This window comes from Flavobacterium sp. KS-LB2 (assembly GCF_036895565.1).
Classification (GTDB): domain Bacteria; phylum Bacteroidota; class Bacteroidia; order Flavobacteriales; family Flavobacteriaceae; genus Flavobacterium.
The window spans coordinates 1,361,266-1,384,199 of sequence record NZ_CP145904.1 but is presented as its reverse complement, the minus strand read 5'-3'; the positions used below and the strand labels follow the sequence as shown (position 1 = coordinate 1,384,199).

The 22,934-nt window shown below is 32.9% G+C and carries 19 protein-coding genes; 14 read left to right on the top strand and 5 right to left on the bottom strand.

Annotated elements, in window-relative coordinates; genetic code table 11:
• Nucleotides 1-180 precede the first annotated feature (180 nt).
• The 4 genes from V5J73_RS05880 to V5J73_RS05865 all read left to right on the top strand — a co-directional run bounded on the left by V5J73_RS05880 (nt 181) and on the right by V5J73_RS05865 (nt 4,966).
• Complete coding sequence (locus tag V5J73_RS05880; RefSeq protein WP_338648259.1) at nt 181-2,163, top strand: ATP-dependent nuclease; 1,983 nt, start codon at nt 181-183, stop codon at nt 2,161-2,163.
• A 134-nt stretch (nt 2,164-2,297) separates the two neighbouring features.
• Nucleotides 2,298-3,065, top strand: coding sequence for a hypothetical protein (locus V5J73_RS05875; protein ID WP_338648258.1), 768 nt, complete (start codon nt 2,298-2,300; stop codon nt 3,063-3,065).
• Nucleotides 3,066-3,423: 358 nt separating this feature from the next.
• The gene (locus V5J73_RS05870; protein ID WP_338648257.1) at nt 3,424-4,323 is read left to right on the top strand and encodes an alpha/beta hydrolase family protein; all 900 of its coding nucleotides are present in this window, start codon (nt 3,424-3,426) and stop codon (nt 4,321-4,323) included.
• A gap of 127 nt (nt 4,324-4,450) precedes the next feature.
• Nucleotides 4,451-4,966: a GNAT family N-acetyltransferase gene (locus tag V5J73_RS05865; protein WP_338648256.1), complete on the top strand. Its 516-nt coding sequence runs from the start codon at nt 4,451-4,453 to the stop codon at nt 4,964-4,966.
• Between the two features lie 113 nt (nt 4,967-5,079).
• On the opposite strand, the gene V5J73_RS05860 is transcribed toward V5J73_RS05865, so the two are convergent.
• Complete coding sequence (locus V5J73_RS05860) at nt 5,080-5,637, bottom strand: DUF4494 domain-containing protein (protein WP_338648255.1); 558 nt, start codon at nt 5,635-5,637, stop codon at nt 5,080-5,082.
• Between the two features lie 213 nt (nt 5,638-5,850).
• Between V5J73_RS05860 and V5J73_RS05855 the strand changes: the two genes are divergently transcribed.
• The 4 genes from V5J73_RS05855 to V5J73_RS05840 all read left to right on the top strand — a co-directional run bounded on the left by V5J73_RS05855 (nt 5,851) and on the right by V5J73_RS05840 (nt 10,552).
• Complete coding sequence (locus tag V5J73_RS05855) at nt 5,851-6,477, top strand: TetR/AcrR family transcriptional regulator (protein ID WP_445236414.1); 627 nt, start codon at nt 5,851-5,853, stop codon at nt 6,475-6,477.
• On the top strand, nt 6,467-7,798 hold the full coding sequence (locus V5J73_RS05850; RefSeq protein WP_338648254.1) for a TolC family protein: 1,332 nt from the start codon (nt 6,467-6,469) through the stop codon (nt 7,796-7,798). Before V5J73_RS05855 ends, V5J73_RS05850 begins: the two co-directional genes overlap by 11 nt.
• Nucleotides 7,799-7,809: 11 nt before the next feature.
• On the top strand, nt 7,810-8,889 hold the full coding sequence (locus tag V5J73_RS05845; RefSeq protein WP_338648252.1) for an HlyD family secretion protein: 1,080 nt from the start codon (nt 7,810-7,812) through the stop codon (nt 8,887-8,889).
• A 79-nt stretch (nt 8,890-8,968) separates the two neighbouring features.
• Complete coding sequence (locus V5J73_RS05840) at nt 8,969-10,552, top strand: DHA2 family efflux MFS transporter permease subunit (protein WP_338648251.1); 1,584 nt, start codon at nt 8,969-8,971, stop codon at nt 10,550-10,552.
• Nucleotides 10,553-10,618: 66 nt separating this feature from the next.
• Here V5J73_RS05840 and yaaA read toward each other — a convergent pair whose 3' ends face one another.
• Nucleotides 10,619-11,377 (bottom strand): peroxide stress protein YaaA, encoded by a 759-nt coding sequence (yaaA, locus tag V5J73_RS05835; protein ID WP_338648250.1) that lies wholly within the window; start codon nt 11,375-11,377, stop codon nt 10,619-10,621.
• Between the two features lie 322 nt (nt 11,378-11,699).
• On the opposite strand from yaaA, the gene V5J73_RS05830 reads away from it, so the two are divergent.
• Complete coding sequence (locus tag V5J73_RS05830) at nt 11,700-12,218, top strand: GNAT family N-acetyltransferase (RefSeq protein WP_338648249.1); 519 nt, start codon at nt 11,700-11,702, stop codon at nt 12,216-12,218.
• Between the two features lie 246 nt (nt 12,219-12,464).
• Nucleotides 12,465-13,739: an NAD(P)/FAD-dependent oxidoreductase gene (locus V5J73_RS05825; RefSeq protein ID WP_338648596.1), complete on the top strand. Its 1,275-nt coding sequence runs from the start codon at nt 12,465-12,467 to the stop codon at nt 13,737-13,739.
• Between the two features lie 108 nt (nt 13,740-13,847).
• Here the strand turns inward: V5J73_RS05825 and V5J73_RS05820 are convergent, their stop codons facing one another.
• Entirely contained in the window at nt 13,848-15,380 is a 1,533-nt protein-coding gene (locus V5J73_RS05820) for a SulP family inorganic anion transporter (RefSeq protein ID WP_338648248.1), read from the bottom strand.
• A 362-nt stretch (nt 15,381-15,742) separates the two neighbouring features.
• Between V5J73_RS05820 and V5J73_RS05815 the strand changes: the two genes are divergently transcribed.
• Both V5J73_RS05815 and V5J73_RS05810 read left to right on the top strand, forming a co-directional pair.
• The gene (locus V5J73_RS05815; protein ID WP_338648247.1) at nt 15,743-17,161 is read left to right on the top strand and encodes an adenosine deaminase; all 1,419 of its coding nucleotides are present in this window, start codon (nt 15,743-15,745) and stop codon (nt 17,159-17,161) included.
• Nucleotides 17,162-17,405: 244 nt separating this feature from the next.
• A complete protein-coding gene (locus V5J73_RS05810) occupies nt 17,406-18,233 on the top strand; it encodes a hypothetical protein (RefSeq protein ID WP_338648246.1) in 828 nt (275 codons plus the stop codon).
• A gap of 50 nt (nt 18,234-18,283) precedes the next feature.
• Here V5J73_RS05810 and V5J73_RS05805 read toward each other — a convergent pair whose 3' ends face one another.
• Nucleotides 18,284-20,755: a zinc-dependent metalloprotease gene (locus V5J73_RS05805; RefSeq protein ID WP_338648245.1), complete on the bottom strand. Its 2,472-nt coding sequence runs from the start codon at nt 20,753-20,755 to the stop codon at nt 18,284-18,286.
• Nucleotides 20,756-21,355: 600 nt separating this feature from the next.
• On the opposite strand from V5J73_RS05805, the gene V5J73_RS05800 reads away from it, so the two are divergent.
• Together V5J73_RS05800 and V5J73_RS05795 are read left to right on the top strand one after the other, a co-directional pair.
• Nucleotides 21,356-21,793: an acyl-CoA thioesterase gene (locus tag V5J73_RS05800; protein ID WP_338648244.1), complete on the top strand. Its 438-nt coding sequence runs from the start codon at nt 21,356-21,358 to the stop codon at nt 21,791-21,793.
• A gap of 202 nt (nt 21,794-21,995) precedes the next feature.
• Nucleotides 21,996-22,808 (top strand): NIPSNAP family protein, encoded by an 813-nt coding sequence (locus V5J73_RS05795; RefSeq protein WP_338648243.1) that lies wholly within the window; start codon nt 21,996-21,998, stop codon nt 22,806-22,808.
• 15 nt (nt 22,809-22,823) lie between these two features.
• Here V5J73_RS05795 and V5J73_RS14655 read toward each other — a convergent pair whose 3' ends face one another.
• The gene (locus tag V5J73_RS14655; protein WP_445236418.1) at nt 22,824-22,886 is read right to left on the bottom strand and encodes a bacteriocin; all 63 of its coding nucleotides are present in this window, start codon (nt 22,884-22,886) and stop codon (nt 22,824-22,826) included.
• Nucleotides 22,887-22,934: the final 48 nt, after the last annotated feature.

Below are 22,934 nucleotides of genomic sequence, written 5' to 3'. Positions count from 1 at the left end.
TGTTTTAAAATGGAATAAAAGTCTATTTGATAATTTGTAAGAAAATTTTAATATATTTGAGAATCACAAAAACGCTATCGAATAGCGTAAAGCCATCCATAATTGGGTAGATAAGCGCTACTGAGTAGCGCATATATACAAGTTAACCAATATTTATAGAAACATCATCTTAATAAAAAAATGAAAATAACATTACTAGACAAATATAAATCCCTACACCCTTTTGAAAGTGATGAATTAGATTCACTAACAGTTATAACTGGTAAAAACGGAAGTGGAAAATCTCAACTTTTAAATTTAATATTTAATAAATTCAAAAAAGTACCTGAAGTCGCTAGTACTAGGTTAACTATTTCACCTGAAGTACAAAATATTCAATTCGAAGGAATAATAAAAGATAATCTTAGAAATATTTCATATGATGAATGGAAATCAGTAGTCAAGAAGCTTTTCGATGAATTTAAAAAGTTAACCGAAAATAACATTAAATTACTAAAATACATTATTGATGAAAATTTGCAAGGCAAAAATATAGGTTCAATTGTTGGTCAAATTATATCAAAAGAACCTGAATATTTGGCACTTTTGAAAATAAACATTTCAGAAGTGCTGAATCAAAATATAGAAACCGTAAAAGAGTTAAGAAAGATAGACGAGACCAACGTTTTACGAAAGATATATAAAAAAGGAACTACTGATAAACTTTTCCATTTCATAACACATCTTAGTGAAAAAACTGGAAAGACTATCGAAACACTAACAGAATTAGATTTTTACAATTCTCCAATCGATGAAAATTTAATAGATGAAAACGAACTATTCAGTTCTCAAGTAGAATACATATTCTATAATTATGCAAAAAGAAGAGATATAAATCGTAAAAATTGGTTTTTTAAAAAAGAAGATGGAGAAGAAAATGACTCAGTAGCTGATGCCGATTTTGTTCAGAAATTTATACCTCCTTGGGAAATTATTAATAGTATTTTAGAATCTAATAACTTAGATTTTTGTTTCAAAGGAGTAGAAAAAAAAGAGTTTAGCACAGATATTACGATAGATTTCAAACTTTTAAAAAAAACAACTTCTGAAGAAATTCCATTTAATGATTTATCTTCAGGAGAAAAAGTAATTATTGGCTTAATACTGAAACTCTTTACTTCTGAATATTATGGAGAAAATTTAAATTTTCCAGACCTGATTTTGTTAGATGAACCTGATGCTCATTTACATCCAGAAATGTCAAATCTTTTGATTAATGTATTAGAAAATACATTTGTTTCAAATTTTGGTATAAAAGTAATCTTTACAACACATAGCCCGTCAACTATAGCCTTGTTAAATGAAAACAATATCTATCAAATTTCAAATGGTAAACATACATCATTAACAAAAATATCTAAAGATGATGCTTTAAAAATCCTTACAAGTTTCATCCCAACATTGAATATTGATTATAAAAATCACAAACAGATTTTTGTAGAAAGTCCAACCGATAGGTTTTATTATCAAATACTTTTTGACAAAAGATATCAACATAATCAATATCCTTTCAAACTGTATTTTATTTCTAACGGGTACGGAAAAGGCAGTAGTTCTCAAGTTATCGAAACTGTTGAAGCAATTAGAAAATCTGAAAATAAATCATTTTTTGGCATAATTGATTGGGACAAAACAAATAGGGATAATGATTATATAAAAGTTCATGGCGAGAATATTCGATATAGTATTGAAAACTATGTTTATGATCCAATTTATTTAGTTGTGCAATTAATGGAATTGAAAGCTCATAATATTCACAGTGAAATTGGTTTAGATGAATCTTACAATCAATATCAGTTGGGGAATGAAAAAAACTTAGCTGAAATTGCAATTGAATGGTTTTTTGAAAAGTTCTATAGCAAATTTCCAATGTCTGAAGAATTAAAAAGTACTAAAAGAACTGTAAAATTCCTCAATGGTATTGATTTTTCGATTCCAATCTGGTATCTCGAATTTCAAGGACACGATTTGGAGTCCAAATTAAAGACAGTATTTCCGGCATTAGAAAAATATAGGAATGAAGGTGAATTACAAAAGAATTTAAGTGTTATTTCGGCAAAGTGCTATCCGTTTGTACATCTCGATACTATTGAAGTTTTTGAAAAAATCATAAACATCGGCTAACAGGCGTTTGGCAAGATTGCGAATTTTGTGGTAAATTCATGTTTACGTTTCGCAAGAAATTTTATCTTTAACAGAAAATAATCGGTTCCGTAGCTCGCAACCTCGCCAAGCGCGGGAACGTTAGCCTACATATTATGAAAAAACTGCTAAAAACAACATTTTTATTATCATTTTTAATTCTTTTTACAAGTTGTGAAAAGAAATATGAAAAGAACGTAGATGAAGCTTCTTTTGAAAAAAATGTATTAACAGAAATCTTTCCCATAATAGTAGATTCAATTTGTGTTGACAGAAGAAAAATGGTTCCTCCACCGAAATTTGGAATAGAAACTTGGAGTAATGGAAACATAATAAAAGTTGACACTTTAAAAGCCACAGACAAAGAAAGAATCAATTATCATAATTGGAAAAATGAGCAAAATAGAGTTGATAAAGACACTTCAAGAATAATAATTGGCTTTGATCCATACTTATTAAATTATGGAGAAAGAAGAATTAATAGAAATATAAAATTATTAGATTCTAATTACACTTTAAGTTATGGAGAAGGAACTCTTAATAGCGATAGAAAATTATTAAATTCTAATTACACTGATTTTAAATTTGAATATTCAAATATTGATTTAAATAGAAAATTTAAAATAAAAAATATAGCTGAATTTCCAAAAGCGGAAATTCTACTATTACAAGACAGAGTTTTATTATATGACCAAAAATATAATTTTATATTTTCGGGTATTCTTGAAATTTCAAGAATAAAATTTGATAACAGTAAAAAAAGTGGTGTTGTAGAAGCCAGTTTTAGTTATTGTGGAACATGCGGAAGAGGATACCGAATTTACATTATGGAAAGCAACGAAAAGTGGATAATCGAAAAAATGGAAGATACTTGGATATCGTGAAAAATACGTAGGCTAACAGCCATTTTGAGCTAGCTGGAATTTAGTGGAATTATCGTTTCGCATCAAGTTTTCGTTAAGCCGAAAATTGAGCGGTTACGAACTTCCAGCCACCTCAAAGCTGCGAAACGTCAAACTGTCTAATAACCTCTTTCTCTTAAGTTAATTTATTTGTATTAAAACCCGCTGCGCAAAGTGTTCTTTTAAAAATAAATTTCTCGTTAACTGCGCAAATGTCTCTGACTTTGCGCAATTTTAAGAACTTGATTGAGAAACTAAAACACCATAAAGTCTCTGACTTTGTTGAAGGCAACGCTACGGAATCGTTGTCCTAAAATAAGTTTACTAAAATTAAACTAAAATGAACAATACCTTTTTTTCTAACTTATTTTTTTGGTTATCAATACTACTTTTACCAAAAATGGTCTTTTCTCAATCAAATGACTTTACTATTCAAAATGTAACGTTTGACAGTCAAGGCATAACTCTTGCAGGTTCAATTGTAAAACCTAAAAATCCAGTTGCAGCAGTTGTAATTGTTCACGGTTCTGACCCCGTAAAAAGAGAAATGGAATTCGCAAAACGTCTTGCGAAAGAAGGTATTGCTGTATTAACCTATGACAAACGTGGCGTTGGGGAATCTGGTGGTATTTATGTTGGACCTTCTGTTGGTACTAACAATATTGATACTACTAATCTTAATTTATTAGCTAGCGACACCAATGAGGCAGTACAAACATTTCGAACCTTTTTGAAAAACAAAAAAATACCAATTGGGTTAGTTGGCTTTAGTCAAGCGGGATGGATAATTCCAATTACAGCAAACAAAAACCCACTAATAGAATTTATGGTTTTATTTAGTTGTCCTACGATAACAACTTTAGAACAACTTCGATTTCAGTTTTACACAAACGGAAATACTAATTTTTGGGAAAATCATACCGATGCAGATGCCTTTGAACACACAAAAAATGACCCAGACAAGTACCAATTCGTGGCGACTGATCCAAAAATTTCTTTGAATACAATTTCCATTCCTGGACTTTGGCTTTTTGGAGAGAAGGATATTCAGATTCCAGTGAAGTTATGTATCGAGCAATTAAATACATTAAAAGGACAAGGCAAACCTTTTGAATATAGTTTATTTTCAACATTAGGACACAATACAGTATCCGACAGTGACACAACACCTTTTGACATTTCAATTCAATGGATAAAACAGAAAGCGTTGAGCATTAAGAAATCTAAAAAATCAAAATAAAGCACTGCCCGCTTCGCAACCTATTCTTCTAAAAAACAAATGCATGCTACAATTCAGATCATACAAAGTATAAAGTTGTTTTGTACTTTTAGCACAGCATCATTTACTAAAAACACAAATTACAATAATGAATTATCACTTTAGAAAAGCGGAACTATCTGAAATAGCTCCGATTTGGGAAATTTTACAACAAGCGATTCAACGCCGAAAAGAAGATGGCAGTAATCAATGGCAAGATGGTTATCCTAATCCGGAAGTTATTCAGAAAGATATTGAAAAAGGAGCAGGATTTGTTTTGGCAGACGGAGAAACTATCATCGGTTATAGTGCGGTACTTATCAATGACGAACCTGCTTATGCTACAATTGAAGGAAACTGGTTAACGAATGGTAATTTCGTAGTACTGCACCGCGTTGCTATTGCTGAAAACTATTTGGGTAAAGGCTTGGCTAAACTGATTCTCAAATATATAGAAGAATTTGCGGTAAGCAACAACATCTACAGCATAAAAGCAGATACCAATTTTGACAACTTACCTATGATGAAAATTTTTGAAACTTTAGGTTATACCTATTGTGGGGAAGTTTATTTTAGAGGAAGTCCTAGAAAAGCTTACGAGAAAGTATTAGCTAAACAAGACTGATTAAAATTACAAAAACTCTGTATTACCATTAAAAAACCGCAAATTCGCAAATAAAAACAGCCAACAATTGTTTCGATACTTTGCGAATTTGCGGTGATTTTTTTTAAACAATCTTAAACAATAGCTTCTTCTTCAGGAACCGTTTCAAATTCCATGTGGTCTACCATTTCTACTGTTGCTTCCGATTTAGAACCTTTGAGCGCATTGAACCGTTCTAATTGTTCCAGTTCACCTTCTTCCCCACTGAAATAAGGAAAAACATCCATAATAGGAGATTCTGAAATGGCAGGAATAGTATAGTCGCCCATCGTACCTTTCATTACACTAGTGGTGTTATCATAAGCTTCTTTTACATCATTAGCCTGCACTAATAAATACATATTGGTCTTGCGTTCTTTACCGCTTTCTTCATCATACGCCAATAAGGAAACTTTGGATCTAAACCAACGGTCTGCATTTTCAAAAGGATGAATCTCAGCATAATTTGCCATTTTTATATTCGTGATTTTAAATTCTTCACTAATATACGCCGACATCTCTTCGGTAATTCTGCTTTCTGCCTCAGTATACGATAACGCGTCTACCAAGTACGGTTCTGTCGTAATCTTTTGTGCGCCAGTTTCATCCGTTTTTCTATATTTTACTTTGCATTCGTACCAAATTGTGCTCATTTCTTTTTTTTTAAGGATTTCAAAGATAGATTTTCGGATTAAAAAAAAGCAGTATTCCAAAAATAGATATTCACAATTTCAGAAGAAGATTTGTGTTGTTATAAACTTTATTTTGGTTTAATTTAAAATGTTAAAATTATGTTAAACAAAAACTAAACGGTTGTTTAAATTAAACACTTGTTTAGTTTTGTTTTTGAAAAAAATTAAATTCCATTGAAGAGTAATTTTAACGACAAACAAATTCAAATTCTCGAAGTAGCAGAAACACTTTTTGCTGAGAAAGGATTTGATGGTACTTCTATTAGAAACATTGCAAAAGTAGCAAAAATAAATATTGCCATGGTTTCGTATTACTTTGGCTCCAAAGAACGTTTACTGGAATCGCTTATTGTTTACAGAACTTCGGATCTTAAAAATCAATTGGAAAATTTATTGCAAGAAGATTTAGAACCTATTGACAAAATCAATAAACTGATTGAACTCTACATCAATAGAATCAATAGCAACAGAGGAATTTATAGAATTTTACACTTCGAATTTACTTCTAAAAAAAGAGAACAAAATCTTCAGGCTTTTTCCGAATTAAAAAAAGGAAATTTAAAATCCCTTGAATCCATTATTGAGGAAGGACAGAAAAAAGGCATTTTTAGAAAAGATGTTATTATTCCGCTGATCACTCCTACGATTTTGGGAACTTTTTTTCATTTTCATATGAACAAGCCTTTCTTCGAAAATTTATTAAATCTTAAAACCGAGGATTTATATAACAATTACATCAAAACCAATTTGACAAAGCACATTCAACAAACTATAAAAGCACTTCTAATATATGAAAGTTAGTCCATTTATGCTCTTTGGAATTTTCCTTATTGGAATTTCATCCGTAACGGCACAAGAAAAAACAAGTTTAACATTGAATGAAGCCATTAATTTGGCTTGGACCAAAAGTAATGAAGTTACCTTGGCCAACACCAAAGTGAAAACTAAAAAGTACGAGCTACAATCTACAAAGAACAATCAATATCCTGATTTGAAACTTTCAGGTCAGTACCAAAGATTGGCAAATGCCTCCGTAGATTTCAAAATAAATCAAAGCAATTCTGGCACACAAGAACCACTTCCTATAGTCAATCAATTGATGATTGGACAGCTGAATGCTAGCGTTCCTGTATTCTCTGGTTTCAAAATCCAAAACAGCATCAAAGCTTACGAAAATCTTTATGAAGCTGAAATGGCAACAGCATCACAAACCAAAGAAGAAATTGCGTTACGCGTCATTGAATATTATGCGGGTTTATACAAAGCTCAAAAAACTATTGAACTGCTTAAGGAAAATCAAAAAAGTGCACAACAACGAGTAAATGATTTTATTGAGCTCGAAAAAAACGGAATTATTCCTAAAAACGACCTTTTAAAATCACAATTACAAGTCTCAAAAATTCAACTTTCATTAGACGAAACAAATAATAACTTGAAAATTATCAACTTTTATTTGGTTACGCTTTTAAAATTAAATCCAGATACCAAGTTGGAGATTCGTGAAAGTGATTTTGCTGATTTTCAAATGACAAATATCCCAACAAGTGAATTACCGGCATTAGAGAATCGTAAAGATCTACAAGCCATTAGATTCCAAGAAAAAGCAAGCGAAGCTAATATCAAAATAGCAAGAGGTTCATACTATCCAGCAATTGCAATCATTGGCGGATATACAACATTAGACTTAAGCAATGTGATTGCTGTGCAAAATGCAATGAATATTGGAGTTGGAATATCTTATGACTTAAGCGCTATTCTTAAAAATGGAACTTTAGTAAAGCTGGCTGAAAATAAATTTCAGGAAACACAAAATGCTGAAGCAATACTAACGGATTATATCAAAGTCCAGGTTCAAAAAGCAATTGAAGATTATGACTTAGCATTGAAACAAAACGTCGTTTATGGTCAAGCGGTAGAACAATCTTCGGAGAATTATCGCATTATAAAGGATAAATATGACAATGGACTTTCAGACACCAATGATCTTCTGGAAGCTGATGTTGAGCAACTCAGTTCAAAAATCAATAATGCATTGGCCAGAGCCAATACCATTCAAAAATATTACGAGTTACTATCGGTAACGGGGCAATTATCACAAACCTTCACTATTTCAAAAAACTAATCATACCTACCATGGAAAAGAAAAAAACAAATAAAAAATTTATCATTATCCTAGTAGCTTTGGTAGTTTTAGGTGGAACGTACGGAACTTATAAATACATGCATTCCTTAGCTCACGAAGAAACAGACGATGCACAAATTGAGAAAAACATGAATCCTATTATCCCAAGAGTTTCTGGATATGTGGATAAAGTGTATATCAAAGACAATGATTTTGTAAAGAAAGGCGACACGCTTTTTACCATTGACAAAAGAGATTACCAACTAAAAATTGAAGAAGCAAATGCGGCAATGATTGGCGCTGAAGGTAGTTTTGAAGTTTCTAAAGCTGATATTGGAAGTGCTTTAGCAAATATTTCCGTATCTGATGCTAATGTGCAATCAGCAGGTGGAAATATCGAATCAGCAAAAATTAGATTGGGCCGTGTAACAAGTGATTACAACAGGTATAACAATTTGTACAAAAGCCATTCGATTACAAAACAACAATATGAGCAAGCCTTGGCTGCCAAACTGGAAGCAGAAAGCCAAGTACGCGTTTTGCAACAGCAACAAAGAGCAACTGCTTTTCAAAAATCAGTTATCATAGCAAAATCTAAAGTTTCAGACAAACAAACCGAAGTTGCGGCTGCTAATATCAAAAGAGCCAAAGCATTACTTGATGCGGCAAAATTGAATTTAACCTACACTGCCATCACTGCTGCAATTGACGGTCAGGTTTCAAAAATTGACATCCAACCAGGACAACTAGTGCAACCGGGACAATCATTATTTTACATTATCAATAACAAAGAAGCTTGGGTAATTGCCAATTTCAAAGAGACACAGTTGAACAAAATGGTTATTGGTCAAAAAGTTACCGTAAAAGTAGATGCCTATCCTGGATATAATTTTGAAGGCGCTATCACTTCGTTTTCACCTGCTACTGGATCTCGTTTTTCATTACTTCCTCCTGATAATGCTACAGGAAACTTTGTGAAAACAATCCAAAGATTGCCCGTTAAAATAAGTTTGAACACCTCTAATGATCCTGAAAAAATAAAATTACTCCGCCCGGGAATGAATGTGGATGTAGATGTACATTTAAAATAAATTCACCCTTTTGGTGATTTCCAAAATGGCAAAAACGGCAATACTTTTAAGAAAATGATAGTTTACACTTTAGTATAAAATGGTACAAACAGGAGAAGATGATTTAGTAGAATATGGCTTTAGGAGAGTCATAATTACCATTACAGCCGTTCTTTGTGCTATGCTTGAAATTGTAGATACTACAATTGTAAATGTAGCTTTAAACAATATGCGAGGCAGCCTAGGTGCTTCTCTTACTGATGTGGCATGGGTAATTACGGCTTATGCTATTGCAAATGTGATTGTGATTCCTATGACGAGCTGGTTGTCACAACAATTTGGACGTCGGAATTATTTTGCGGTTTCTATTATTATTTTTACCGTCGCTTCCTTTTTGTGTGGCAATGCCAATAATATTTGGGAATTAGTTGCTTTTAGGTTTATTCAAGGATTAGGCGGTGGCGCTTTATTAGTAACTGCACAAACCATAATTACCGAAAGTTATCCAGTTGCCAAAAGGGGAATGGCGCAAGCTATTTACGGAATGGGAGTTATTGTAGGACCAACACTTGGACCGCCTTTGGGAGGTTATATTGTAGATCATTTTTCATGGCCTTATATCTTCTACATCAACATTCCTATTGGGATTATCGCTACTTTACTAACACTCTCTTTTGTAAAAAGTCCTAAATATGGAGACAAACTAAAGGCCAGCCAAGTCGATTGGTGGGGAATCTTTCTTTTAACCGCATTTATTGGATCTCTACAATATATTTTAGAACATGGTCAACAAGACGATTGGTTCAACAATAGCACAATTGTAATCTTAAGTGTCATTTCAGTTTTTGGATTACTGTTATTCATTTGGAGAGAACTTACCTATAAACATCCTATCGTAAATTTAAGAGTTTTAAAAGATACTAACTTAAGAATAGGAACCATCATGTGTTTTATACTAGGTTTCGGATTGTATGGTTCTACATTTATTATACCTATTTACACACAATCAGTGTTAGGTTGGAGTGCTTTGGATGCGGGTTTGCTGTTGATTCCAAGTTCTATTACTACCGGACTTATGATGCCCTTCATTGGTAAAATGATTCAACGTGGTGTACCGCAAGCGTATATGGTGGCTGCCGGATTTTTATTGTTTTTCTTTTTTACGTATTGGATGCAACAAGTAATTACCCCTGATTCTGGCGAAGAACATTTATACTGGCCATTGATATTAAGAGGAATTGGATTGGGATTATTATTTGTTCCTATTTCTACTCTTTCTCTATCCACTTTAAAAGGAAAAAGTATTGGCGAAGGAGCTGCTTTTACGGGAATGATGCGCCAATTAGGAGGTTCTTTTGGTATTGCTATTATTACCACTTTTATTGCACGATTCAATCAAGAACACCGTGTCAATCTTATTTCGCATCTTAACACCACTTCTTTTGAAGTACAAAAAACGGTGCAACAACTCAAAATGGGATTCATGTCCAAAGGCTATACTGAAAATGAAGCTTTGGCAAAAGCCTATAAAGCGATTGAATATAAAGTAATGGTACAAAGCTCCGTATTATCGTATATCGACATTTTTTTATACTTAGGCGCTTTGTTTTTATTTTGTATTCCTTTCATTCTTTTAATCAAAAAAGGAAAAAACAAAATAAATCCTGCAGATGCGATGCATTAAAATACAAACATAAAAAACGCCGTTGTCACAATGAAAACGGCGTTTTTTATGTTCTTTTAAAAAATTTTAACGGGTAAAAACCAAATGATTGCCCTTTGATAGAGTCGCATCAAATTGATAGCCATCGTAATTGAACCCTTTTAAATCTTCAATGGTTTCCGCATTCGTATCTATAATATAACGCACCATCATTCCTCTTGCTTTTTTGGCAAAAAAACTGATGATCTTTAATTTCCCATTTTTATAATCTTTAAATTCCGGTGTGATTACAGGAACTTTTAAAGATTTGACATCAATTGCCGAAAAATATTCAGTACTAGCCAAATTCACAAACAACTCGCCTTTTTTAAGTTCTTTATTGAGTTCTTTTGTAACGGTTGGTTTCCAAAATTCATATAAGTTTTTGCTTTCGCCAATTGGTAATTTAGTTCCCATTTCCAGTCGGTACGCTTGGATTAAATCCAATGGTTTCAATAATCCGTACAAGCCAGAAAGAATCCTTAAACGATCTTGTAAAACGGGGATTTTTTCTTCTGGAATAGAATAAGCATCTAACCCAATGTACACATCACCATCAAAAGTATAAATTGCTGGACGTGCATTTGAAATTGTAAAAGGTGTTTTCCAATCTTGGTTTCGTTTCCAGTTCAAATCAGCCAGTTTATCCGAAATACTCATTAAATCCGATAAATCAGCAGGCTTTTTTTCTTTTAAAACTTTATGAACTTGTCGGGATTCTTTCAAAAATAAAGGTTCCGTATGCAATTGAGTGGGTAACTCTTTGTCAAAATTCAACGACTTGGCTGGCGATATTACAATTTTCATAGACGATACGCTGGTTAGCGGTTTTTATTAATTCTTTCAAAAGTAGTAATTGAAATCAAGAAATCAAGAATCTTTAAATTGATTTGTTTAATAGTGCCATAGAAAATGAAAATTGTACCCCAATTTAATTATTTTTGAGTCTAGACAGTTTAAAAGAGAATAAAAAAAATTAGCACAGATTCGCAAATTAAACACATCCAAGTTTAATAAATAATTTGCGAATCTGCGGTAAAAGAATATAGTGGGTACAGTGAAATGTACTAAAAATGTATAGTTTTAAACTATATTTGATACCAATAAACAAAACAATCTAACTGTAATTATGAACCCAATTGAAATTAAAAAAGTCACGATATCCCATTTAGAAGAAATACAAAAAATTAGTATTCAAACTTTCAAAGAGACTTTTGCTTCAGTAAATACGCCCGAAAACATTGCGAATTATCTAGAAGAAAGTTTCAATACTGAACAATTAACGGGTGAATTGAACAATGCGAACTCTGAATTTTACATAGCCTATTTAGAAGCAGAAGTTGTTGGGTATTTAAAAATAAACTTTAGTGATGCTCAAACCGAGACCATAAGTGAGAATGCTTTGGAACTGCAACGGATTTATGTTTTGCAAAATTTTCATGGAAAAAATATAGGTCAATTATTACTTGATCAAGTAAAAAAAATTGCAAAGGACACAGGTGTTGATTTCATTTGGCTTGGAGTCTGGGAAGAAAATCACCGAGCGCTTCATTTTTACACTAAAAATGGATTTGTGGTTTTTGATAAACATGATTTTATAATGGGGAATGACAAACAAACCGATTTATTGATGCAACTTATCTTGTAGAAAATATCGATTCCTTTGCTCAAAATCATATCGATAGGAGATGTCTGATTAAGCAAATTAATAATCTGTAAAGTTAGAACGCTTTCTTTACCACAAATTAGCAAATTATTCTATTTATATTATTTTAAAATTTGCGAATCTGCGGTATATTTTTTTAAGTTAAAGCCAAATATACTGAAAGTGTATATTTTCAAACACTAAAGTTTTACTTCAAATTGTTCTTTATTTAAACCTCATAAAAACTCAATTTGGTTTATTTTTGTAGCAAATAGTATTAAAATCATGAAACAAGATGTAATTATTGTTGGAGCTGGTTTAGCTGGATTGTCTGCTGCCATTCACTTACAAAGTCAGGGACGAAAAGTGCTACTTTTAGAAGCAAGTGACCGCGCTGGTGGAAGAATCAAAACTGATTCCTATGAAGGGTTTCTTCTTGACAGAGGGTTTCAAGTGCTTTTGACAGCTTATCCCGAAACTCAAAAATTGTTAAATTACAGCGCTTTAAACTTAAAAAAAATGCTTCCCGGAGCAACTGTTTTGTATGACGGAGGAAGTTTTGAGATAGCAGATCCATTCCGAAGACCTTCAGCTGCCTTTGCCACGCTTTTTGCTCCCGTCGGTTCATTAAAAGATAAAATGAATACGCTTTGGTTAAAAAACAGATTACAAAAATTAACCATTGATGAAATTTTTGAACAACCCGAACAAACCACTCAAAAGCAATTAGCCGATTATGGTTTTAGTCCAAAAATGATTGCGCGATTTTACCGTCCGTTTCTGTCGGGGATATTTTTAGAAAATGGTTTGCAAACTTCTCGAAGAATGTTCGATTTTGTGATGAAAATGTTTTCGGATGGTGACGTTGCCGTTCCAGCGCTAGGAATGGAAGAAATTCCCAAACAATTAGTGGCCATGCTACCCGAAGATAGTATTCAATGCAATATAAAAGTAACTGCAATCGATGGCAATACCGTAATCACTGAAGATGGAACTCTTATGGAAGCCAACCAAATCCTGTTGGCTACGACCGCAAATGCCTTAACCCAAAAATACTTCCCAAAACAAAAAATGACTTCGCATCAAGTTACGAATATCTATTTTGAAGCCAATGAAGCGCCTACTGAAAAAGCGGTGGTCATTTTAAATGCTTCAACCCAAAAGAAATGGGTGAATAATTTGACTGTGCTGTCTAATGTTTCCAAAGCGTATGCGCCAAAAGGAAAAGTACTTATATCCGTTTCTTTCAATGGAATCTCAACTGTTGATGACACAGTTTTGGCTGAAAACATGAAGCAAGAATTGAAACAATGGTATGGCGAAAAAGTAAATTCATGGAAAATGCTGAAAGCCTATCGCATTGATTATGCGCTACCTACTCAGGAAAGTGTGCGAAATAAAATTCCTAAATCTGAAATAAAAATTTCTGAAACCCTATTTATTTGTGGAGACAACTTGTTGAATGGTTCTATCAATGCAGCACTAAAATCAGGGCGATTAGCTGCAGAGGCGATGAAAATATAGTTTACATTATAAATCAATTATTGCCACAACTTCAATCTTTTAATTTGTCAAAAAATTAAAATCGGTGAATCTGTGGCAATTTCTTTTACTTATCTTAAAATTGTAACACTAATCTATTACCACTTTATAGGTAGGATCTTCCAGAATATTTACGTCAATTACCGTATCGGCATTTTTCAATAAGGTCCTGCAATCTGGGCTTAAATGTTTCAAATGCACCGTTTTATTGAGTTTGGCATAACGCTCAGTAATCTTATTAACCGCATCAATAGCACTCATATCGGTAATTTTACTTTCTTTAAAATCAATAATAACTTCGTTGGGATCATTGGAAACATCAAATTTCTCTGCAAAAGCTGTTGTTGATCCAAAAAACAAAGGACCATATAATTCATAATGCTTCACCCCTTTTTCGTCAATATATTTTTTAGCACGAATTCTTTTGGCGCTTTCCCATGAAAAAACTAAAGCAGAAATAATCACTCCAATTAAAACGGCTAAAGCCAAATTATGCAATACAATAGTAATCAACGCAACTAATACTCCAACAAAAATATCGTGTTTAGGCATTTTATTGATGATTCTAAAACTAGCCCATTCAAAAGTCCCAATTGACACCATAATCATGACACCAACTAAAGCTGCCATTGGCAATTGTTCGATTATTGGAGCACCAAATAAAATAATCACAAGTATCGTTACTGCAGCAACAATTCCAGACAATCGCGCTCTTGAACCTGCCGAAAGATTTACTAATGTTTGTGCAATCATAGGACAACCACCCATCCCGAAGAAAAAACCATTCAAAATATTTGAACTCCCTTGTGCAATACATTCACGATTTCCATTTCCTTTTGTTTCGGTGATTTCGTCTACTAAATTCAAGGTCAATAATCCTTCTGTTAAACCAACAGAAGCCATAATTAACGCATACGGAAATATAATTTGTAAGGTTTCCAGATTTATTGGAATATTCGGAATATGAAATGAAGGAAAACCACCGCTCACAGAAGCAATATCACGCACGGTCTTAGTGTCAATTCCAAAGAAAAAAACTAGTGCAAATACGACAATTATAGCCACTAATGAAGCCGGAATTGCTTTTGTTACTTTTGGAAGCAACACTACAATTCCTATTGTCAATGCCACTAAACCCGCCATAATATACATAGGAGTTCCTGAAAGCCATTCAATTTGTCCATTGACAATCGCTTTGAATTGATCCAATTGTGACATAAAAATAATAACTGCTAAACCATTTACAAATCCAAACATTACGGGCTGTGGTACCAATCGAATGAATTTACCCCATTTAAAGACACCAATTGCAATTTGGATAATTCCCGCCAGTGCAACTGCAGCAAATACATATTCTAAACCATTAGATTTCATTAAAGCAATTAAAGTAATAACTGTAGCTCCTGCTCCACCAGAAATCATTCCAGGTCTTCCACCGAAAACTGCCGTGATCAAACCTGCGATAAACGAAGCATACAAACCCATTAATGGTGGAAAACCAGCTACGATTGCAAAAGATAAGGATTCTGGAATCATGGTCATAGCAACCGTTACTCCCGCTAAAATTTCTGTTCGATAATTGACTTTTTGTGAAAAATCAAATAAGTTAAATACTCTTTTCATAAGATAATTATAATAATAAGACCCGATACAAATTCACATACAGGATTTGCATCGAAAAAAAAATTCGATAAACTTTTTTTGAGAGAATCCCTCGATTTAAAGACTATAAATCAAGGCGGAGTAACTTGAGAGGTAAATATTGTATTTTTTTTCATAAGATTTGCAAATTTAAAACTTTTATCTCGTTTCCCAAAACAGATATTGAAATTATGTAAATTTGTAAAAAATAATCATTTTTTAAAAGAAAGTTTAGCCACAAGACATTGGATTCAATTTAAAATTGCTCTGAATCATACTTTGAAATAAAATGCTCTTTAAAGATAAATACTTCTAACAATATTATCGACGCAATCAATATACCTATGAAATTATTACAAACTTTATTCTTCGCTTTTCTTATCAATTTCAGTTATTCTCAATCAACGAATGACTATTTTGAAAAGATTAGAAATAATGAAGCTGAATTAACTGCTTTCTTTTCCCAAATGCCAAAAGGTGGGGATTTACACCATCATTTCTCCGGTTCTATTTATGCCGAACCCTTATTACAGCATGCTATAACTGAAAATTTTTATCTGAATACAGAAACCATGGATGTGTCAAAAGAGAGGCCATCCACAGGAAACTGGGAACAATTTTCAACATTAAAAAACAACGGAACTTTAGATGCTTACAAACAAAAAATCATGCAGAAATGGTCTGTAAAAGATTATAATCATGTAGATTACCCTTCGGACAAGTTGTTTTTTGAATCATTTATGAAGTTTGAACCGGCGATTAAAGGAAATTTTGGTCCAGGATTATTGGAATTGAAAAATAGAGCGATTTCAGAAAATGTCAGTTACATTGAGACACAATTGTCTACAATTCCAACGACCATGAATACGGATGATTTGACGCCATTTAACGTTAGATTGCGAAAATTAGCTTTGGCGAAAGACGAAAAAGCAATCACTAAAGCATTAGATTCCCTTTACAGCTCGTTAATTAAGAAAAATGCTGCATCTTACGCCAATGATTTCAATACTAACTTTGTTGCTAAGTTACACAATGATTTAAAAATTGACGACAAGCAATTTACAATGCGCTATCAAAATTTTGTATTGCGTTTTATGGAGCCAGTCGATTTATTTAAGAATCTGGTAATCGCATTCATTTCGGCAGATCAAAGTCCTTTAATGGCTGGTGTTAATATTGTTTCTCCCGAAGATGGCGAAACTTCAATGAAAGATTATTGGTTGCACATGCTCCTTTTTAAATACTGTCATTCGCGTTATCCAAATGTAAAATATACGATGCATGCTGGTGAACTAACTCTTGGTTTAGTGCAACCTGAAGAATTGACTTGGCATATTGGAGCCGCTGTTTATAATGCAGGAGCCAATCGTATTGGTCATGGAGTCGATATAGCTTATGAGAAAGATTCGTATGATTTATTGCGCTACATGGCGAAGAAAAGTATTCCTATCGAAATCAATTTAGTGAGTAACGAATTCATTTTAAAAGTAAAAGAAAGCCGTCATCCTTTGACATTGTATAAAAATTTTGATGTACCCATAGTAATCAGCACCGATGATGCTGGTATCTTACGCACGAACGTGACCGAACAATATGTATTATTAGCTAAAAGATACAAAGACGTTTCGTACACAGATATCAAGCAATATGTATACAACAGCATCAATTACAGCTTTATAAAAGAGGCTTCTGTAAAAAAACAATTGCTTAAAGATTTAGATAATCGATTTAAAGCTTTCGAAGCAAATTTTCCAATGAAATAAGTTATTTACAAAGATAAAAAGAGCTTCTACTCATTTTTTTACTTAAAAAAATAAAAAATAAAGTTCCTAATTGGGGCTTTTTTTGTGTTTTGGTACCTTTATTTAAATCTCACTTTTTATTTTTGAATTATTATTTTTAGTATATTTGACAATACCTACTTGATTTGTAAATAGTTACGTATAAATTATTTGCAAATAAGATTTCTTTATTTTAATTGTTTACTAACATGATAATTATTGAAAAATGAGTAGATCATTAATCTGGTATTTCCGCAGACATCCGCTATTATACAAAATACGGTTTAACTTACTGTCTAAAAAGACCTCTTTTGACAAGATTAACCGTTTTTGTTACAACAGCTTAAATAAAACTACAGATATACCCAATATTTATTTTGACCTGAATCCGCTCATTTTCACGCACAATAAAGCCACATTAACTGATCTAGATAAAGCCATGCAGATAGCTATTTGGTTAAGAAACTACATAAAAGGAGGCCCCGGATTAGGTAAAGCCTCAGATTTAGCATTAAGAAAAATGATAAATGGCGAAGGCGGTGTTTGCAGTGATTTTTCTCAAGTGTTTAATAATTTCTGTGTGATAAACGACTTAAAAGTGAAAGAATGGGGATTGAGGATATTTACAAACGACCCTTGTATCAAAGGCGGACACTCTTTCAATGAAATCTATTCCAAGGAATTACATAAATGGGTTTTAATTGATGTTACTAAATCAATACTTTTTTATTCCATAGATAAAACAGTTCCGTTATCCGTTTTTGATCTTATCCGTTTAAAAAAGGAAAATCAAGAAATTTACTTTTCTAGTTTTAATAAAAAAGCGATAATAGACTATAAAAGGATAACCGATTTGTATCTCTCATCTAATTCTTTCCCTTTTGTAATTACAAATTATCGCAATAAAACGTATGACTATTATTTAAATACACTACAATTTCTTCCAGGGCCATTCACCCATGGATTACTATTTCTAATTGGAAAAAGTTATTTTTTTGAATTTCCTGTTTATGAATCCATTTACCAGATTTCTTCGTCTAAATTATACTCATAAAAAAATCCGCTCAACAGCGGATTTTTTTATGACAAAACAATACTAAAATTTTATTGTTTTGGATTCAATATCAAATCAATTCTTTTCATTGCATCTTCATAATGGTATTTGGTTTCTGCATTTACAGCTCTAGTTTTAGCTACTGATAAAGTAGTTTTTAAAGCGTTCAACTCTCCTCTAACTAATCCTCTTAAATCAGATTGAGCCACATTATAATAATCAGAAGGGCGACCTGATTTAATTTCTTCTTTCATCAAATACGCCATTCTTTCAATGTAAGCTCTTTGTAAATTTCTTCTATAAATGGTCACATTTGATGGCAAATTAGCCTCTTTCCAAATTCCTTTGCGCATATCACTCAATAAATCCAAGGCTTTATAATTTGTCGTTCCCATGATTTCAGCATCCATCAATCTACCAATTCGCTCAAAACTCAGTACATTATTTAAATGTCTAGCTTGTAAATTACGGAAACGTTCTGTGTATCCTGCATAATTTATGTTTTTCAAAGTACTGACATTCACCAACCAAGTTGGAGAAGCAAAAGCATTGTCTTGCAACCACTGCATCGCTTCTTGTTGTTTTGCTTTTGGTACAATATCATAAATACTACCTTTTTGATTTGGTTTTTTAGTCGCTTCATAAACGCCTCCAACATTAGTAACCACATGACCTACATACCTACTCCAAACTCCCAACATTTCTTCGTACAACTCCTCTAAATCATCATAATTATTTGTTACATCACTAGTCCATTCTGATAAATGTGACGCTACATATTGTAAATTTTTAAGACCATACGAACCCGCTTTCATAGAATTATTACCAATATCTTCTGTTTGCGAAGTTGGGTCAAAACTACTACTTTGTGATCCAAATTTATATATAGGATTCCCCGCCTTTTCCATAATCCATTTGTCTAATGTGGGTACTTCTGCCTCTGGTGAAGTCATATTTGGAATGAATCTGTATCCCCAATTTGTAGCATAATGATCGTAAGGTCCCATTTGGCGAATGAAACGCACGTTTTTATCTCCAGGTTGCGCAATGTAATTAAAACGGGCATAATCCATCAAACTGGCTGCGATTCCGTTTTTCTGCGTAAAAGCACCATCTCTGTAATTTTCGGTGTCATAAGCGCAACTAGCACCCATATTGTGGGGAAAACCTAGAGCATGACCTACTTCATGTGCGATAACCATACGCATCATTTCGCCCATTTCTTCGTCACTAGTATTCAACGTTCTTGCCGAAGGATTTGCAGCACCGGTTTCTAACAAATACCGATTTCTATACGAACGCAAGTGGTTGTGGTACCAAATCACATCACTCTCAATAATTTCGCCCGTTCTTGGATCAGAAACACTTGGTCCAACTGCATTACGCGTTGTACTCGCCACATAACGAATTACGGAATACCGAATATCTTCTGGGCTAAAATCAGGATCTTGTTCCTTTGTAGGCGGATCTTTAGCTATAATTGCATTTTTAAAACCAGCTGTTTCAAAAGGTTTTTGCCAATCTTCAATTCCTTGTTTAATGTACTTGCGCAATTTTTCAGGCGTTGCAGGATCTAAATAATAAACAATAGGCTTGATGGGCTCTACCAGTTCCCCTTTTGCGTAAGCGACAGGATCTTTAGGCTCTAATTTCCAACGACGGATATACGTTTTACTGTCCGATTTCAATTCATTACTTCCATAATCAATTTGATCCATCGTAAACCAGCCCACACGAGGATCTGCTAATCGGGGTTGCATTGGTTTTTCAGGTAATAAAATCATAGACTGATTCATTTGAATACTTATCGTTTCTGAATCTGCCTGAACAGGAGGTTTGGAAGCGTTATAGGTAAAATCCTGAATCACTTCAATATTCATAGGAAAACTTTTCATCGTATTGATAAAGCTACGTGAATCATCCATTCCTTTTACTTTGTAGGTTTCTCTCATTTCAGCTGATAAACCACTGATTGCTTTGACATCAGTCCCATAAAACTTAGTCACATCAATCACCGTATTTGCTGAATCTTTGCTGAATGCAACGATATCAAATGCAAATAATGTAGGCTCATAATTATTGGATTTAACCGATATGCTGATTGGCAAACTGTCATTGGCAACCGCGCTGAATGATTTTAACTTAATCAGGATTTTATCTTGAAAACGCTGCCAAACAATCAATTGCTCGTTAGTTTCAGAACCCGCGTTTACATATCCACCACCTAAATTAGAAGGCAGTTTAGACAAACGACTCACTAGAAGCATGTCTTTATCTAAGTATTTATTTGGGATTTCAAAGAAATACTTTTTATCTACTTTGTGTACCGTAAATAATCCTTGATCAGTAACAGCTTCTTTGGTAATAACTTTGCTGTATTCCTTAATGGTCGTTTCCGGTTTTTTTTCAGGTGGTGGAACTACGGCGGCATTTTTATCTTTTTTCTTTTTGGACTGAGCAAATTGGGTTGTAGGCACAAGCATCACAGCAGCAATTGCGGTTAAAATGAAAAGTTTCTTCATTTAGTGGTTTTTTAATGGTTAATCAATATCAAAAATAAATTTTAGTGGCTGCAAATTGAATAGTATTCACTGGTTTAACTTTTAATTAACAACCGTTTTACTCTTTATTACACATTCCGTACTAAATTGAGTATTACTATTTTTGCAACTATTGTTGTTTGTGATTTCGCACATCAATGCACTCCCTTAGTAGAAGTTCTAACCTAGAATAAATATAATAATTAGGATATAAGAATTCTATTTTCGTTGTTGCTTGTTTACCCCATTTCTAATTAACCTTATTCATTTTTTAAAGCATAAAAGGTATAATTTCTAGCCAGTAGAAAAAGACCTAAGGCTACAAATTTATATTTCATTTTTGTGGCAGTAAGAAACAATCTTTTTTCTGAAACAAAAGACATCCCACATATTTTTGGGTTCTAAATAATCCAAAAATACTGTATTTTTTTTGCGCGTTTATCATAAAAATGCCTTAAAAAATGGGTTTTACAGTAATTGTATTCCGATTTTATTTGTATTTTCGATATTTTAAATCCCAAATGCATTACTCAAAATGTAATGCGGAAATAGCCCTAAAATAATTTAAATAATACAATAACAATGACTTCATTTAGTAAAGAATTATCCTTCCGTTGGTCTGATCTTGATCCTAATTTTCATGTCCGACACAGTGCTTATTATGACTTTGGCGCACAGCATCGTATTGAAATATTAGAAAGTCTTGGTTTAACGATGAAAGTAATGCAAGCGCAAGGCTTTGGCCCTATTCTGTTTAGAGAAGAATGCGTTTTTAGAAAAGAAATAAAGTTAGGAGATACCATTTTCATGCAAACCAAAACCTCAAAAATGAAACCCGATGCTTCTCGTTGGTCGATTGTGCATGAATTTTTAAATAAAGACAACCAAATTTGTGCAACGATAACGGTAGACGGAGCTTGGATGGATGTCAAATTAAGAAAACTAGCTTCCCCTACTCCCCAAATTGCCATTGATGCCCTAAGTATCTTTCCAAAAAGTGAAACTTTCGAATCACTTTAATACTTATTTTTGAAATTGTATCACAATAAATCATATGTATTATGAACGATGTAAAAAAGTATTATGCGGTCGATTCAATTATTTTTGGTTGATTTTCATTTTTAACTAAATCTTAAATTCGATTATAATTTAAAAAAGTAGTGCTTTTTTTTATACTTTTATAAACAGAATAGCAATCCATTTGTAATCAAAAAGACTAAAAATGAAATTAATCAAAATACTTTTCCTTGCCGTTATTATCCTAACCATGAGTAGCTTTAACAAAAGAACTTCTGATGGTAAAACCGAAGAGAACTATAGAACTACATCAAGAGAATTTTATCAAATTAAAACCTATGTTTTCAAAACGGAACAACAACTTGAAGCTACTGAAAAATACTTAAAAGACGCATTCCTTCCGGGCTTGAAAAAAATTGGAATTAAAAATATTGGTGTGTTCAAACCAAAACCAAATGCGACTGATACCGTAAAAAAAGTCATACTCGTAATTCCGTTTTCATCGATGACTCAATTTCTGGAATTAGACAGTAAACTCGCCAAAGACAAAAACTATTTGGCCTCAGGATCAGATTATTTAAATGCATCATACCAACAAGCGCCTTACTTGCGTATCGAATCTATTTTATTAAAAGCATTTTCAGATCATCCTATTTTGTCCACTCCAAATTTGAATAGCCCAAGAGCAAATCGCGTATATGAATTAAGAAGCTATGAATCAGCTACCGAAGCGATTTATAAAAACAAAGTCGATATGTTTAATGCCGGCGGAGAAATAAAGCTTTTTGATCGCCTTGCTTTTAATGCTGTTTTTTATGGCGAAGTTATCTCGGGGACAAAAATGCCAAACTTAATGTACATGACCACATTTGCAGATCAGGAAAGTAGAGATTCGCACTGGAAAGCCTTTGTAGATTCGCCAGAATGGAAAGGATTGATTGCTATGGAGAAATACAAAAATAATATTTCCCATATAGACATCACTTTCTTATATCCAACTGATTATTCTGATTATTAGTTATACAAATCATCATTATAATTCCAAACTACAACCCTCAATAAGTTGTAGTTTTTTTTTATTTAAAACCTTAAAAATCAGTATCTAAAAAAGTATAAATAGGCATCGAGAAAAGATTAAATCATT

What these genes read in the sequence shown, in the direction of transcription:
- V5J73_RS05880 (WP_338648259.1), top strand. Translation starts at nt 181, where the DNA reads ATGAAAATAACATTACTAGACAAATATAAATCCCTACACCCTTTTGAA.
- V5J73_RS05875 (WP_338648258.1), top strand. Translation starts at nt 2,298, where the DNA reads ATGAAAAAACTGCTAAAAACAACATTTTTATTATCATTTTTAATTCTT.
- V5J73_RS05870 (WP_338648257.1), top strand. Translation starts at nt 3,424, where the DNA reads ATGAACAATACCTTTTTTTCTAACTTATTTTTTTGGTTATCAATACTA.
- V5J73_RS05865 (WP_338648256.1), top strand. Translation starts at nt 4,451, where the DNA reads ATGAATTATCACTTTAGAAAAGCGGAACTATCTGAAATAGCTCCGATT.
- V5J73_RS05860 (WP_338648255.1), bottom strand. Translation starts at nt 5,637, where the DNA reads ATGAGCACAATTTGGTACGAATGCAAAGTAAAATATAGAAAAACGGAT.
- V5J73_RS05850 (WP_338648254.1), top strand. Translation starts at nt 6,467, where the DNA reads ATGAAAGTTAGTCCATTTATGCTCTTTGGAATTTTCCTTATTGGAATT.
- V5J73_RS05845 (WP_338648252.1), top strand. Translation starts at nt 7,810, where the DNA reads ATGGAAAAGAAAAAAACAAATAAAAAATTTATCATTATCCTAGTAGCT.
- V5J73_RS05840 (WP_338648251.1), top strand. Translation starts at nt 8,969, where the DNA reads ATGGTACAAACAGGAGAAGATGATTTAGTAGAATATGGCTTTAGGAGA.
- yaaA (WP_338648250.1), bottom strand. Translation starts at nt 11,377, where the DNA reads ATGAAAATTGTAATATCGCCAGCCAAGTCGTTGAATTTTGACAAAGAG.
- V5J73_RS05830 (WP_338648249.1), top strand. Translation starts at nt 11,700, where the DNA reads ATGAACCCAATTGAAATTAAAAAAGTCACGATATCCCATTTAGAAGAA.
- V5J73_RS05820 (WP_338648248.1), bottom strand. Translation starts at nt 15,380, where the DNA reads ATGAAAAGAGTATTTAACTTATTTGATTTTTCACAAAAAGTCAATTAT.
- V5J73_RS05815 (WP_338648247.1), top strand. Translation starts at nt 15,743, where the DNA reads ATGAAATTATTACAAACTTTATTCTTCGCTTTTCTTATCAATTTCAGT.
- V5J73_RS05810 (WP_338648246.1), top strand. Translation starts at nt 17,406, where the DNA reads ATGAGTAGATCATTAATCTGGTATTTCCGCAGACATCCGCTATTATAC.
- V5J73_RS05805 (WP_338648245.1), bottom strand. Translation starts at nt 20,755, where the DNA reads ATGAAGAAACTTTTCATTTTAACCGCAATTGCTGCTGTGATGCTTGTG.
- V5J73_RS05800 (WP_338648244.1), top strand. Translation starts at nt 21,356, where the DNA reads ATGACTTCATTTAGTAAAGAATTATCCTTCCGTTGGTCTGATCTTGAT.
- V5J73_RS05795 (WP_338648243.1), top strand. Translation starts at nt 21,996, where the DNA reads ATGAAATTAATCAAAATACTTTTCCTTGCCGTTATTATCCTAACCATG.